We start from the raw sequence: 15358 nt of genomic DNA, 5'->3' as shown, positions 1-15358 counted from the left end.
ATATAGACAAATGTTGGTGAAACTGGCGTGGCGAAACTTATGGCGACAAAAACGCAGAACGTTATTGACTGCTTCTGCATTGGCTTTGGTTTTGTTCCTTTCTCTCATTACTCGTGCTTTCCAAGAGGGCAGTTATAGCGCCAATATTAAAAACGCGGCCAAATTCTACACAGGGCTCATTCAGTTACAGAACCCAAAGTTTAGTGATTCCTCAAGTATTGATGATGTATTGCCGCAAACCAGCACCTTCATTTCAGCGGCGAAAAGCAATCCTAATATTGATGTGGTATTGCCTCGGGTAGAGTCTTTTGCTTTAGCCGCAAAAGACGAACGTTCAAAAGGCGTGATGGTACTAGGCGTTGAGCCTGAAGCTGAAGACCGGTACTCCAATATCAGCGACAAGTTGATTGAGGGAAGCTACATCCAATCAAGGCAAAAATCAGTGCTAGTTGGTGGTGGTTTGGCGAATTATTTGCAACTCAAGGTTGGCGATGAACTGGTGCTATATGGTGCCGGTTATCGAGGACAGACCGCGGCAGGTTTGTATCAAATCTCGGGCATTCTTCATTTTCCTTTGCAGCAGCTTGATTCTCAGTTGGTGTACATGCCGCTCGATACTGCGCAAAACCTGTATTCATTGGATGGCCAAGTCACCGCATGGGTTTTGAATACTGAGAGTCTAAGAGACTTACCTGATACCGTTGAACAGCTTAAAGCCGAGTATGGCGATAACGTAGCCGTGAAAGATTGGAAAGAGCTGTCGCCAGAAATGGCACAGCAAATCGCCTTGGATAAAGCGGGCGGCATTTTCTTGATTTATATTCTCTACGGCATTGTTGGTTTTGGCTTGTTTGCGACAATCTTAATGACGACACTAGAACGCCAACGTGAGTTCGCTGTTATGTTGGCAACCGGAATGTTGCGCTCCAAACTCGTTCTTCTGCTCACGATAGAGTCTCTGTTTATGTCCGTCATTGGCATCATTATTGGGCTTATCGTGAGTGCTCCTGTGTTGGGGTATTTCTATTTTAATCCAATCGAAATTACTGGCGATGCTGCCAAGTTGATGCGCGAAAGTGGTTTTGAGCCTATTGTGCCCGTCTCGCTCGACCCACATTTACTGCTCAATCAAATCGCCGTCGTGCTGTTCATTCTCTTGTTGTGTTTGCTTTACCCAATGGCTCGTATGCTTCGAATGCCCATTGCTGCAGGGTTAAAAGGAGGTGCTCATGCTGGTTAAGTTGGCGTGGCGTAACTTGTGGCGCAATAAGTTGAGAACCTCAATTATGCTCGGAGCCATGGTATTTGGCCTGATGGGCGTGGTTGCCATGATGGGGTTCATGAATGGCTTGGTCGATAGCATGATCAAGAACGCCATCTCTTGGCAAACCAGTCATTTGAAGATCCAGCAAAAGTCCTATTTGGTCAATCCTGAGCTTAAAGATGTAATTCCCGATGCGGATAAGATAACCAAAGTGTTGGCGAGTAACCGAGAAGTGAAAGCCATCTCTGAGCGATTTCTAGCAGATGGCATGATAGCGTCGGCGCGCAGTACACGTGGTATTCGCATCAACGGCGTTAATATCGAGCAAGAGCAAAACATCACGCCACTCTCGAAACATATTGTCGACGGGGAATGGCTGAGTGAAGAAGGCAGAAATCCGATTTTGGTTTCGAGCAAGATAGCCGAACGATTGAAGCTACGCGTTGGTTCCAAAGTCGTACTCACTTTGTCTGATGTGAACGGGGAGGTCGCAGGCGCGGCATTTCGTGTTCGAGGTATATTCAAAACACCATCGACAGGATTTGATGACGGGAATGTTTACGTCCGAAAAGCGGATCTTGAAAAGGTAGCGGGGCTGAGTGGCACGCACGAAATTGCGATACTCCTTACTTCTAATAACGATGCTGAGCTCAAGCAGTTACTGGCGTTCACTCACTCTATTTTGCCGCCGGAAAGTAAAGACTTGCTCAGTGTGAGACCTTGGCAGGAGATCCAACCTTTGCTCTCCACCATGATGAGCACCATGGATGTTTCCAACCAAGTGATGCTGGTGGTGTTTGTGCTGGCGATGACCCTTGGCATCATCAATATCATGCTGATGTCGGTGTTTGAACGCACGCGAGAGTTTGGTGTGTTAATGGCTGTCGGGATGCAAAAACACAAGATACGTTTGCTGATTGTTTTTGAAACCTTGTTCCTCGGATTAAGCGGTTGTGCACTTGGGTTACTCGGGAGTGCAATTATGCTTAAGGTGCTAAGTGTTACCGGATTGTCGCTGGCTGGCATGGCGGAAGGGCTAGGGGCTTATGGCGTGGATACCTTGCTTTATCCACGGGTATCAATAGCGGAATATCAAATGATCATTGTCGCGATTTTTGTTGCCAGCCTTATCGCAGCCCTGTATCCCGCACGACAAATTTTGAAGCATCGACCTGTGGATGCCATGGCGGAGAAAAGCTAATGACCATCAAACTAGAAAACCTAACTAAGATTTACAACGCCGATGGTGATTACCCTGTGCACGCAGTGCAGTCGGTAGACTTAGAGATTAAGCAGGGTGAATTTGTTGCGATCATGGGGCCATCTGGTTCGGGTAAAACGACGTTACTGAACATGATTGGCGGTATTGATGCCCCAAGCTCTGGCAAAGTGGAAATCGACGGTTGCATGATTTCATCGATGTCAGAAAAAGAACTGATTGCCTATCGGCGCGATAATATAGGCTTCATCTTCCAAGACTACAGTTTGTTACCTGTGTTAACCGCGCTTGAGAATGTGGAATTCGTCATGCAGCTGCAAGGTAAAACTGAGCGAGAGTGTCGTGAACGTGCGACGTCCTTGCTTGAACAAGTAGGGTTAGCGGAACAGATGAATAAGGTGCCAGGTAAAATGTCCGGCGGGCAGCAGCAGCGTGTTGCGGTTGCTCGTGCTTTAGCGCCGAAGCCTCGTTTTGTCATGGCGGACGAACCTACTGCCAATCTAGACGCCCAAAGCACCGCTGAGCTGCTCGACATTATGGAGCAGCTTAGCGAACAAGAGGGAACGACGTTTATCTTCTCGACCCACGATCCGCGTGTGATAAAACGTGCTCACCGGATTATCGTGTTTGAAGACGGTCGTTTAGCGCGTGATTTCAGTAATATTGATAATCGCGCAGAGAGGTCGCATGCATAGAGCTGTTTCCTATTTGTCTGCGACTTGCACCAAAACTCTCCGATTACATACTTGCTTGCCCTGCACAAAAGTAAATGCAGTGTTTATTAAGGCGTTAAGTCTTTCATTGCTTAGTCTTCAGGCTGGTTCTGCCTTGTCTGCTGTTCCCGGATTAGAGCCTCAAAAGTCATGGGATTTGGATGGTTACATCAAATACATGGCAACCTACAGTATTCCTGATGGAACGGATAATACGTTCGATAACCTGATACACAATCGACTTAACTTTGAATACCGTTTTTCCTCTAGTTGGCGTGTGAATGTTGGGCTACGAAATCGAGCACTTTGGGGCGATTCTACCGACTTTCCTGGCTATGCCGATTTGGTTGCGTTGGATTCTGGTTACATGGATTTGAGCAAAAACTGGCATGAAGATGATGTGGTCATTAACAGTCAGCTTGATCGTCTATATCTCACTTGGCAGCAAAATGACTGGGGAGCGCAACTAGGGCGCTTTCGTATCAATTGGTCGATGAATACGATATGGAATCCAAATGATATCTACAATGCGTATTCGATTTACGATTTTGACTATGAAGAGCGGGCAGGCACGGATGCGGTCATGCTGAGCAGAAAGCTGGGCTTTGCCGACGGCGTAGATTTGGTGTTTTCACCAGCTCGTCAGTCAGGGCAAGACAGTGCCTCACTGCGTTATTTCGCCAATCAATCGGGATGGGATTATCAGTTTATTGCAGGGCGAGCTCGGATGGATTACGTACTCGGTGCTGGTTTTGCAACGGATGTGTTTGATGCGGGTTTTCGTGGAGAGCTCACGTGGTTTGATCCCATTGATCCAGAATTTGAGGGTGAACCGACCAGAAAAACCACAGTTGCCAGTATTGAATCGGATTACAGCTTTGGCGGCAAACGCAGCTGGATGGGGCGTACAGCGTGGTTATTTATCTCTGAGCCGCAAGATGCATCAAGCGCATTGGCGTATTTGAATCTTCCTCTCGATGCAAAAATGTTGAGCTTTACACGAAATACATGGTACGCCGATGTGAGCTTTGACTTAACGCCTTTAAATCGCGTCACGCTCTCAACCAGTTACTACGACGATCATTCCTATTTCCTTGGGATATCGAGTAACTACTCCCTCGCTAATGACTGGCAGTTGCTCACGGTAATCCAAAGCTTTAACGGTAGCGGTGATAGTTTGTTTGGCGAAGTACCTGCGACTTTGTTGTTTGCTAATATAAAATACAGTTTTTAACTTCATGTTTTAATAGGAAATTTATTTAACTGTTAGTAAGTGAAACTCGTCTATCAACTCTGATGTAAATACGATACTGAATGTTGCTCCATAAATCCCAACCCGCTCACGCTTTGACAGTTGAGTGCAGGGTTGATATGAAATTAAATGCAATTTCTTGGTAAAGCTAAAAAGCCTTGTCTACACTCAACGTAAAACGAATGTTATTCGTTGGGTGGCATATTAATTGAGCCACGGAGAAAAGTAACCAAAGAGTTACACAAATAAAGTTGGCTTGATAAGGACGGGGAAATGAACAACGAGTGTTTTGCTAGGTCCCGAGGTGTCACGGATGAGATGCCAATGAAAGAAACGCTTTCTGCAGGTAAAGATCCTTACGCGCATTATCTAAAAGACATCGTGGGGATTGATTTACTCTCTCGAGAAGATGAACTGCATTACGCCAAGCTTAATCGTGCGGGTGATAAAGAAGCGCGCGAGGTCATGATTGAGTCTAACTTACGTTTGGTGGTGAAAATTGCAAAAAGCTACTTAAAACGTACTGGTAACAATTTCACGTTGCTTGACCTAATTGAAGAGGGCAACATCGGCTTGATCAAAGCCATCGATAAGTTTGATCCAGAACCAGGCTTCCGCTTTTCGACCTATGCTGTTTGGTGGATTCGCGAAAATATCGAAGCGGCATTGATGAATAATGGCCGTACGGTTCGACTCCCTGTTCATGTTTGCAAAGAGATAAACAGCTTAGCATCCAAAAAACACGACGCGAGTAAAAGCATGAGTAAAGACATCTCCATTGCAGAGCTATCTAACTGTTCTGGGGTTAAAGTCGAGCGAGTTGATGAGTTGGTTGCTTTGAGTGGCTTTATTGATGTTTCTACCACGGTTGATTTGCAACATGCGCCATTCGTTCTTGACCATTGTGAAAGTAAATATACGCCAAACCCTGAGCAAGACTGTGAAGACGAGTGTTTTACTCAAGCGTTAGAGCACGTGGTCAATACATTGCCGATAAAGTTACAACAAGTCTTAATCCATCGTTTCGGTTTGTTTGAACACAGCGTTAAGACTCTTTCTGAAGTGGGTGGTTTGCTAAATATCTCGAACGAACGAGTGCGCCAAATGCAAATAGAAGCGGTTGAGCGTATTCAGAAGCGTTTGAAATTTGATGGGTGGGTGTAGTGAGATTGCTAATCTCAGAAGAACGGTACGTAGGCCAGCGAGTTAGCTGGCTTTTTTCATTGTTCAGTGGACAGCAACAGCAGTTGTAATTGCGTTTTAGCGGTTTGTTCTCGAGTCCATACACTTAATACTCTTTTAAGGGCTGCTCGATAAACTCTATTTTTAAGCAAAAAAGCCAAGGTGGCTGTGTCTTTGCTCATGACATGACTTTGGGTTTCAACGAGCTGCGCTTTGTTTTCAATTTCAATACGTTGAAGATTAAAATCAGACAAGAAAGCACTTTCATACCAAACGTCAATAATCTCTCGGATCTCGAGTTCCTCCTCCGGAATATCACAATCCTGAAAATCATGGCTGTCTGGAATCGCTGATAAATAAACCACATCCAATTTGTCAGCAACAAATGTATACATCTGAATCCTAAATACCTCTAAATCTCGGTCGAATCATCTCTCTGGTTTATATCTTTGTCAATTGTATCTGTCTGATTAAAGAGTTAATTGTGAATAAGCGCCACAGTATTAACTTAAGCTGCTTAAGTATTTGTCTGTTAAGCCAAAATATTTTAAGTTGCCGTCCGGCTCTAATACCAAACTCATGTTCGAAGTGGCGATCAAACCCGGATCGTTGGTAGAGAACACCACGGTTTTGTTTAGCAGTTTATCGGTGAACAAGCGGTTGAAGTACTGGGCATTTTCTTGCTCAGCGCCATTAAATGGTTCATCAATGATGATCAGTGATTGCTCACAGCTTCCAAGCCCCAACGCGAGGCGCAATTTCTGTTGAATACCGTTGGGTAAATTCTTGCATTTATCTACGCTTAGCTGAGTGTTCAATCCTTCTGGCAACCACGCATCGAGTTCGAAAAAGCTCACCATCTCTTGCATCTTTTCTGTAGGGATGAGTCCATTATGCAAGATGAAGTTAGTCTCCAGAGAGCCTTCAAAAATGTGTAGATTAAACGGGATGTAGTTAATCGAGGTTCGGTAACGATAGCTGTTGAACTGTTTGATGTTGTAGCCGTCTACCGACACTGCGCCTTGGTATCTATCTTCTAAACCCGCAAGGATGGAAATTAGCGTGGTTTTACCGCAACCAGTCGGTCCACAAATCACCACCTTCGCCCCTGGGGCAATTTTAAATCCGAGATTGGTTAAGCCTGTTGCTGCGCCAGTGTAGCGATGGCTCACACCGCTGCCGACAATACTGCCTTGGAAGAGGCGAATAGGGGGGCTTTTCTCCAACGTTAGCTTGTCGTCATTCATCGCCATAAGGTTGTTGATTTGCGCAGAAGACGCCTTGATGGATTGGAATTTGGAAATGGAGTTGTAGATACCCATAATTGGACCTAACGCCTTCCAGACTAGAATTACGGTGGCAAGCATGGCGCCGGCATCAGATGTGCCATCCATCACGCCGATAACCGCGGTCACGATACTTGCGGTACCAATCACCTGAATCAAACTGCCACCTGCGGCTTGAACCTTGCTGTTGGTTACCGCAACGTTTTCTGCGTCGTTGGTGCTTTGCATGTGTGAAGCGCTGAAGCGAGATTGAATCACTCGCAACAGTGGCAAGCCTTGGATGGTTTTGATGCCGCGAAGAATCTCATTCCATTGGTAAGAAACCATGGCGTTGGCGCGAGAGCTCTTAGATGTGGCTTGTGAGTAGATGTAACGAGAATAAACACAGAACACCAACATCAGAATCAAACCCGCCATGACGACCAGTGCAGCGGTTCCTGACATGATGGCAATCGCGACAATGAACACAATAACAAACGGCATGTCGAAGTAGCTCAAGGTTGACTCTGCCGTTACCAATCGGCGGAATGTGTCGATGTCTTTTAAACGCGCCAACTGAGAAGACACGCCGGCGGTGGATGTCATCGCATAAGGGAGCCATAACAGCTTGGAAATAACCGCTTGAGAAATGTGCACCGCCAAGTCCTTACCTGACGTGGCAATGATGTTGACTCGCATCTTCTTGAAAAAGTATTCCGAGAATCCAACAATCACGGCAAACAACGTGAGCCAATAGAGCGTGGCTTGCGAGCTAGACGTCAAGGCGAAGTTGTACACACTCATGATAAAGAAGGGTTGGAGCGTGCCCAAGATACTGATGACAAAGCTAAGAATAATCAGGCTTTTGAGTTCATTGTTGTAGCGATAAAACGCGTATTTAATCCAGTTACTGCGGTCTTGAGATTCAGGTGGCGGTTCTCGGAACAAGCGCGAGTATTCGCTGATCGAAACTAACAAGCACGGCTTCTTGCAGAGCGGGTATTCAATGGTGTTGTTATTGGTGTAATCAAACAGGATCAGTTTGCCGTCTTTAGTGCCCAAGAAAATCGCAGTGAGGTTTTCTATCTCGATAAAACAAGGATGAGGATGCCCCTCGATGTGCTCCAACGTTTTTAGTTTGGTGACGTCACAACGGTAACCAAGGCGTTCAATCGTAGCGATAAAACTGTCGCTGTCTTTTGGTTTAGGGATAAAAGCGTCGCTGAGGATAGAAGGTGTGCCTTCCCATTCAAGCGCTATGAGGGTGTAAGCTAAACCACGAATCAAAGGTGACTGATTGTATCGCTCGTCATAGCTGCGAGCCTCAAAGTCCAACAAGCGCTGAGGGACATTATTAAAATCAACCAGAATACTCATTGGTCACCTCCGGTAAGTTTGACGCGTTTGAGGCGATGGTTGAGTTTGTCCATCTTATTGCTGACGATGATGAGGATTTTGTCGTTGGCGCGATAGGCGGTACTGGTCAAAACCAATCGAGCAAAGTCGTCATCATAAACACAGTCGATGTCGTCGAAGATCAACACACGTTTGTTCGCGAGTAAGGCACGCACTAACAACAAGGCATAAGCGACTTGGCGCGAGAATGGGTTGCGTAAATGTCCTTTAAGCTCGGTGTAGAAACCTGCGGGAAGGGCATCGATTTGTGCTTTGATGTTCATGGTTTCGCAAAGCGCAAATGCGGTGTTGTTTAAGCTCGGGCGGAAACAAGTCAAGTTGTCGATGATGGTGCCTTCAACGAACGAGCTGGTTTTGTCGACCATGAGCACGCTATTGCGCCAGACGTTGTAATTGACGTCATCGAGCGGTGTCTCGTTGATTTGGATATCGAGCTTGCTGTCGGTGTTTTGCCGCGTAATGCAATTGGTGAGGTGGGTTTTGCCTGCGCCGCTTTTCCCCGTCAGCAAGTAAGCCTGGCCGCGTTCAAACTCAATGCGTTGTTTTTCCGAATACTTCACCGAGATGCGCTCGACTTCTGTCGTGTCATTTTGTTGTTCTACAGATGCAGCAAGCTCAAGCAGCTCGGCGATACGTTGAATATGAAGCTTGTTCAACTCCCAGCGGCTCACCGTGCGCATCACTTGCTGGTATGGCGCGAAGTAACGGTTGGTAAGCATGATGATGGCTGCCATGATGCCTTGACTCGATTGCATGTTGATAACTGCCGTTGCCAAAACTACCACCACACAAGCAATGGAGAGCTGTTGTATGAGCGACAAGATAAGGCTGAAGTTCGATTCGATCTGCTCGTATTTGATGTTCTCGACTTCACGCTCTTCCACCATTTGTGTCATCAAGCTCTCAACGCGATATTCCATATTGCGTGCTTTGATATCGAGTGGGCTAGAGATGATCTCGATGATTTTCGACGTGGTTAAGCCTTCGATGTCGGATTTGTTTTCTAGGCTGTTGATTTTTTGCTTGGAAAGACTGAGTGCGAACACCGCCAAAACGATGGAGGCGAGCAAGATAGTCACCCCTGCCCAGATGTTGATCAGACCGATAATCAGAATGGTCAGTATGCTGACTGCAAGGTTGATCAGTGCCCGTACAGATTCTCCGCCAAAGAAGGATTTAATCTCTGGAATGGTGGCAATACGCTCTAAGTATTCACCGGGTTCTAGGCGACGAAACTTCGATATCTCAGCCAAACAGATGGATTGAAACACCTTGTTGGTTAAGTTGGTTTCGAATTGCTTCATGATCACAGACGAAATCTTCTCTTCCTGATTCTTTAAGTGATAGTCGAGGAAGATGGTGATCAAGATAATGGCAAACAGAAGAAACAGCGTGTCTTTGGCTTGGTTAGGTAAAACTCGGTCAAAAATAATCAGTATCGAAAAGGGCAGTACTAAGCCAAACAGCGTTGAGATGACCGTTGAGAAAGTCAGGTAACACTTGTCAGCAAAGTTAATCTTTTGGGAAAAATGCTCAGTTTGCATTGCGACCTCCTTTCTTAATCGATGGTTTGGAGAGAAGGTGTTTTGGAACTAAGTCTTGATTGCTTCTGCCTTCGATATCGCTCATCAACTGCATGATGCTTTCGATGGATTGCACCGACAGCATGCCTTTGATTTGCTCAAGATTGATCGATTCAATGATGTAGTCATAGCGCGCGCTCTCGTAATCACGTAGCGCGCTAAACAGTTTACTTTCCGCTGCCAGTAAGTCGGTAATGGTTCGCGTACCAAGCTGGTAAGCGCGTTGAATGCCTTTGTAGGAAGCGTAGTTTGCACGGATGATGTTCTCGTAGCTGCTGATGGCGCGGGAGAAGTCATTAATGTTGAGCACTGAGGTATTAACGCTATTGCGCGTTGTGAACAACGAATCTTGGTACAGTAGCTCCGTTCGCTCGATGGCAGTTGATGATTTTTGATAACCGTAGTAATCCGAACCGCCGGAGAAAATCGGCACATTCAAGTTTAAGCCGACGCTGGTGGAGTTATTGTCCCCTGTTGCGGTTGGGTCGGTTCGGTCATAGTTGTTTGCATCGTCGTAACGGTAACTGGCAGAGAGCGATACGGTCGGAACGAAGTTTGAACCGCTTTCTTTCAAGCCTCTTCGACTACGTTCTACGGTCTTCTTCGCAACCAATAAGTCGTTATTGAGCTTCAACGCTTGTTCAAGAATTACGCGTTGTTCGGATTCGCTGATTTCTGCTAAGGGCACGCTTTCGTAGATGTCCTGCGATGGGGTGACTGGGTATTGAACTTGAATCTCTAAACCGTTCAAAATCACACGTCGATCTTTCTCTAAGGTTCTTAAGCGATTGGCAATGCCTTCTTTCTGAGCAATTACTTCATATAACTCGCTCGCCGCAGTGTTGCCAAGCTCCACGTTACGACGCATTTGGCGCTCACGTGTTTCAGACGATTTAAGCTCGACTTTGGTGGCTTTGATTTGTGCGTTGTTTTTGAGGTACTCGAAATATTGCGTCGCGATTTCAGAAATGGTGCTCTGGATTTTGTTCTCGTGTTTGATTTCTTCAATGTTGAAATCAAGTTTTGCGGTGCCGTATTTGAAGATGTCGCCAAGGTTAAACACCGATTGCGATAAAGACACGCTGTAGCTGTTTGAGTTGTAGCTAGAACGCGTATCCGGTGTTCCCGCTAATATGGTCTCGTTTTCATTCCATGTGGTATCAGCGGCACCGTTTAAAGAGGGCAGGAACTTAGAACGGCTAATGTCGATGTTGTATTCGTTTTCTTCCACGCCTTTGTCACTAGCGCGCAGAGATAAATTGTTTTCCAAGCCGAGTTTGACCGCCTCAAGCAAGGTGGTCGCCATTGCCGAAGGTGCATTGCTCAATGTAAGCGCTGCCAATACGCAGCTAGTTAAGTTTCTGTACCGCCACATACTTGTTGATCACCTTGATGATTTCGTCGTTTTTATAAGGTTTGCTGATCACGTAATCCATTCCAGCTTCGATACAAGCTTGGTGTTCATTACTGCTGGTCAATGCTGTCGCACCTATAATAGTGCAAGGGTTTTGTCCGCTCTCTTGTTCGTATTGTCGAATGCGTTTGGTTGCTTCAATACCGCCCATGCCAGGCATGATGCAGTCCATAAAAATGATGTCCGAGCGCTGATTCATGAAGTGCTGAACAGCGTCTGCGCCATCGCCAACGGTATCGGCTTCGTATTCTTGCTTGCTCAAAATACGTTTGAGTAGAATCTGTTGAACACGGTCATCTTCCACAATCAGGAATGAGCTGTTCTCCATCTGATCTTCTGAGGCTTCCGCTTCCATGATTGCCAATAGGTTAGGGATGAACTCATACGGAATCGCAGGAGAGTTCAGAATCTTGTCGACAAAGGTATGGCTCTCTTGTGCTTGCTGAGTGCTAGTGACTGAAAGCAGCAATTTAGTATTCGGGTGATTGCGCAGTTGCGATTTCACCGTTTTGCTCAGTGAGGGCAGCTTGTTTGGCTCGAACGTGTCGGTCAGCATGATGGCATCGTATTCGCCAAAGGTTTTTGCAGCAGAGAAAAGCTCATTCGGCGTTCGAATTGGCGTGATCTCTAAGCCCAAGTTGACGAGCATTTTGCTCATCACATCAATGCGCAGCTGAGAGTTGGCACACAGCAACAAACGTTTATTGTCGAAGCGAGTTTTTTCGGTGTGGAAGCTTTTGGCTTTCAAATCGAGCTGAATTTGAAAACGTTCCTGATTGCCCGATTGATACCAATGGCTCTCGTAATAGCCATAATCTTTCAACACGCTTTTCGCCAAATCGTCTTTGGTTGCAGTGTGCTGTTTATGGTCGCTCCAGTGTAGGGTATTGAGCTTGGCAAACGGCACATCCAGTGTGGTTAAGAAGTTTAGATTGATGGTCAGGCGAGTGTTTTCAATGTCTGACGCCGCGCCTGACTCAATGGTGACAAACAGTTTCTTATCGGCTTTGAGTTGGATGGCATTCGATAGCTGTAGGAACAACACCCAGAATAAGCTGGTGGATTGCCCTTCAACACGGTTTGGCAAGTTATCCGAGATAAAACAGTCTAGCTCACCTTCATTTCGCTGCACTTTGGAACTGATGTGAATCATCAATTCAGACAACACATTAAGCAGTGAAAACTCTTTCGATTTGCTCTCGGTCCCTTGTGAAATGAGTCGGTTGTAGTTCTCTGCCAATTCAGACAGGGTATTGGCAGCCGAGGTTATATCTTGCGCCATCAACACGCCGCTCTCATCGGTCTCTTGAACGAGATATTGCACGCCGCCGTTAATGGTGTTGGTGATGCCACGAATCTCGTAACCAATCAGAGCATAGAGCTGCTTGTAGAGATCGTTATTACGTTTTTGCTCTTCGAGTTTGCTGAAAATGAGTTTTAGGTGAGAGTAGATCTGACGCTGCTTCGGATTGATGCTCACTTCATTCAGCAACTCTTCCAGCCTTTGTAAATCCAGTTGTTTGAGCTCTTGATAAAGCCCATCGAATTCTTGGTCAATGTCACGCTCATTCGAACTGGATTTTTTCAGTTTTAGGATTGCCACCAAATTCGATAGAACGGCGATACCAACCAACACAACAACGACCATAAGCAACCAAATAAAGAACTCGTTTTTCTCCATCATTAGGTCGCTCGCATGGTTGTTAAACATGGTGCGATAGTTGTCGTCCATTTCTAGGTAGTTGTTGGTGAGCGAGAGATACAGTGCCAACACATCGTCAAGTGTTTTTGAGCTGTCCGAGAAGCGATTAATCGCCAGTTCAAGCTGCGTATATTCGGTCGCGCCCACCAAGCTAAACTCGGTTTTGTTGAGTGATGCGAGAGACTTAAACTGATCAATTTCATTTTTCAGAACCTTAAAATCAAGCTCTGTTGTACTGCAATAACGTGCCGATAAACAGCGTTGAAGCGTTTGGATATCCAGTTCGATGGTTTGGTTGAGTTGTTGAGCTTGAACCAATAGAGGCGCGTTTTGCACCTGCTCCACTGAATCCACTTTTTCCCAAGAAACATACAAATAGAAGGCGAGGGCAGCCAGCACCAAGCTGAAAGCAATGCTTAGGCGCATAACAGGAACGGAAATGTTGTAGGAAGGTTTGTTACTCATCCATTACCTCTCATCGAACGCGTCTTCGATAGCCGACATAACCGGCTTCGCAGCGTATTCGATAACCCGACGTGACCCTGTTTTCACGTCGGCGGTAAACTCCATATAAGGGGACAGCTTGAATTGTGTGCCTCCGCGCTCTAAGTAGTTTTGGCTGATCTGGATTTCAGCAAGGTAGAATTCAGCGTCCTCTTCTTCATAGGACGAACGGCTGATCGACGCGATTCGACCTTCCAAAAATCCGTATTTGGCAAAGTTGTAGGTGTCCATCTTCACTTTGACTGCCTGTCCGATTTCAACAAAGCCCATGTCTTTACGTGGAATCTTCGCTTCACCATGAAGGGAGTTATTTATCGGCGCAATGTCCGCGATACTTTCACCCGGCGGTATTACGGCAGAGCGGAAGTTGAAGTGCACTTTATCGACCACGCCGTCAATAGGGGCGTAGACCACGAGGCGATCCACTTTGTCTGAGTGTTGAGGACGAAGAATGCGTTTTAGCTTGAGATCTTTCTTCGCTTGAATGATTTGTGCTTGGTATTCGGAGTTGCGATTTTCCACCAAGTCACGGTACTGTTTTTCTAGCTTGTCGAGTTGGAAGCGCTCATTCATGACCGACTCATCAAGGTTTTCAATCTCACGCACCATGTTTGACTCTTGAACCTGCATATTCAGAACATCGACATAAGACGCCATTTCTTCTTTGTACAAGGTGTTCTTGATATTGAGCTGTTTGCGAATCAAAGAAAGCTGGTTCTCGGAGCTTTTGCGGCGCTTAAGCATAGAATCAATCAACGAGTTCTTATGATTGATATCGTGGGTGATCAACTCTTCATTAGAGCGGTTTTTGGAAAACTCTTGTTGCCAGGTATTCATATTTACCTGAACCAGTTCTGGATATTTTTCGATGTAGGCAGAGAAATCGGGCTCTACCATATCGCGCAGGCTTTCATAACGAAGTTTGTCTAACTCAAGCTGAATGATTTCTGTGTTTACAGTATCGAGTTGAGTGTTTCTATCCAAAGAGCGAATGCGCGCAATGGGTTGACCTTCGTAAACCACTTCGCCTTTTCGCACTAACATTTCTTCGAGAATACCGCCTTCAAGGTGTTGCACTTTTTCTACGTCAGATTCCAGCAATAGCTCACCTCGCACCGACACCACGATGTCGATACGAGCTTGAGACGCCACGGCGATAGCCACCATTGAAAGCAAAAAGATAACAAGCAATGTTTTGTGTACGCTGGTCATCGCACTGGCTAGCACTATCGTATCGTCTGCAGTCACCTTCGAAGACTCGTTGTTGGAAACGAGTGCTTTTCTGAGGTGGTGCTCGATCTGCTTGTTACTCATAATCCACCTCGGTTATTCATCATCTGCGCTGTCATCGAGAGAGTTCTCGATATCTAACAGCTGGCTTATTTGTTTGTTCACATTGTTGAGCTCAGTTTTGATATCCTCAATCAATTCATTAGGTGCGGGGAAGTGGTGCTTACTTAAATTTTCTAGCTTTGCCATTTTGGGTGGTAAATCATCATCACAAAGCAATACGAGAATGGTCTTCAGCTTTTTTGAGTAGCCGCTCAGTTCTTCAAAACGGTTTTGTTTATGCAGCATTTCGATGTTGATTGCCGCACTGCTGAAATCCTTGTAAAAATCTCCCAATAGCAATTGCAGCCCTTTGTGGCTGTTGTCGACTGAGCGCAACAGATTCGTCATGTTTATCATTGTTCCACCGCCCTAATTGCTTTAATGACAATAACTAAGGATCTTTAAATTGCGTTTTCAAATTTTTTTTTACCTCTTTTTGGCTAAACAACATGAATATGAAAAAAGTTGGATAAAAAAGTTGGTTTTCCAGAATGGTGTCCTTTACTGCTTCT

At 45.7% G+C, this 15358-nt stretch carries 12 protein-coding genes; 5 read left to right on the top strand and 7 right to left on the bottom strand.

All coding sequences use genetic code 11. From position 1 onward, the window contains the following. Positions 1-10: 10 nt before the first annotated feature. The 5 genes from OQJ86_RS09525 to OQJ86_RS09505 all read left to right on the top strand — a co-directional run bounded on the left by OQJ86_RS09525 (position 11) and on the right by OQJ86_RS09505 (position 5612). Complete coding sequence (locus OQJ86_RS09525) at positions 11-1240, top strand: ABC transporter permease (RefSeq protein ID WP_265987579.1); 1230 nt, start codon at positions 11-13, stop codon at positions 1238-1240. Then, on the top strand, positions 1230-2465 hold the full coding sequence (locus tag OQJ86_RS09520; protein ID WP_265987577.1) for an ABC transporter permease: 1236 nt from the start codon (positions 1230-1232) through the stop codon (positions 2463-2465). Before OQJ86_RS09525 ends, OQJ86_RS09520 begins: the two co-directional genes overlap by 11 nt. Next, positions 2465-3178: an ABC transporter ATP-binding protein gene (locus tag OQJ86_RS09515; protein WP_063345682.1), complete on the top strand. Its 714-nt coding sequence runs from the start codon at positions 2465-2467 to the stop codon at positions 3176-3178. The genes OQJ86_RS09520 and OQJ86_RS09515 overlap by 1 nt, the downstream gene beginning before the upstream one ends. Further along, a complete protein-coding gene (locus OQJ86_RS09510; RefSeq protein WP_265987576.1) occupies positions 3171-4430 on the top strand; it encodes a hypothetical protein in 1260 nt (419 codons plus the stop codon). Before OQJ86_RS09515 ends, OQJ86_RS09510 begins: the two co-directional genes overlap by 8 nt. 291 nt (positions 4431-4721) lie before the next feature. Beyond that, positions 4722-5612 carry a sigma-70 family RNA polymerase sigma factor gene (locus tag OQJ86_RS09505; protein ID WP_265987575.1) on the top strand — a complete coding sequence of 297 codons (891 nt, stop codon included), beginning with the start codon at positions 4722-4724 and terminating at the stop codon, positions 5610-5612. Positions 5613-5668: 56 nt separating this feature from the next. Here the strand turns inward: OQJ86_RS09505 and OQJ86_RS09500 are convergent, their stop codons facing one another. From OQJ86_RS09500 to OQJ86_RS09470, 7 genes are all read right to left on the bottom strand, one after another. Next, positions 5669-6025, bottom strand: a complete 357-nt coding sequence (locus tag OQJ86_RS09500; RefSeq protein WP_265987574.1) for a hypothetical protein — start codon at positions 6023-6025, stop codon at positions 5669-5671. A gap of 108 nt (positions 6026-6133) precedes the next feature. After that, positions 6134-8272, bottom strand: a complete 2139-nt coding sequence (locus OQJ86_RS09495) for an ATP-binding cassette domain-containing protein (protein WP_265987573.1) — start codon at positions 8270-8272, stop codon at positions 6134-6136. Continuing rightward, positions 8269-9855: an ATP-binding cassette domain-containing protein gene (locus OQJ86_RS09490; RefSeq protein WP_265987572.1), complete on the bottom strand. Its 1587-nt coding sequence runs from the start codon at positions 9853-9855 to the stop codon at positions 8269-8271. The genes OQJ86_RS09495 and OQJ86_RS09490 overlap by 4 nt, the downstream gene beginning before the upstream one ends. Next, positions 9845-11269 carry a TolC family protein gene (locus OQJ86_RS09485; protein ID WP_265987571.1) on the bottom strand — a complete coding sequence of 475 codons (1425 nt, stop codon included), beginning with the start codon at positions 11267-11269 and terminating at the stop codon, positions 9845-9847. Before OQJ86_RS09485 ends, OQJ86_RS09490 begins: the two co-directional genes overlap by 11 nt. Next, the gene (locus OQJ86_RS09480) at positions 11244-13475 is read right to left on the bottom strand and encodes a response regulator (protein WP_265987570.1); all 2232 of its coding nucleotides are present in this window, start codon (positions 13473-13475) and stop codon (positions 11244-11246) included. Before OQJ86_RS09480 ends, OQJ86_RS09485 begins: the two co-directional genes overlap by 26 nt. Positions 13476-13478: 3 nt before the next feature. Next, positions 13479-14828 (bottom strand): HlyD family type I secretion periplasmic adaptor subunit, encoded by a 1350-nt coding sequence (locus tag OQJ86_RS09475; protein WP_038867460.1) that lies wholly within the window; start codon positions 14826-14828, stop codon positions 13479-13481. A gap of 12 nt (positions 14829-14840) precedes the next feature. Continuing rightward, the gene (locus tag OQJ86_RS09470; RefSeq protein WP_265987569.1) at positions 14841-15194 is read right to left on the bottom strand and encodes a hypothetical protein; all 354 of its coding nucleotides are present in this window, start codon (positions 15192-15194) and stop codon (positions 14841-14843) included. Between the last annotated feature and the right edge of the window lie 164 nt (positions 15195-15358).

This window comes from Vibrio sp. Sgm 5 (assembly GCF_026241575.1).
GTDB lineage: Bacteria > Pseudomonadota > Gammaproteobacteria > Enterobacterales > Vibrionaceae > Vibrio > Vibrio jasicida.
This window is presented reverse-complemented; position numbering and strand designations above follow the sequence as displayed.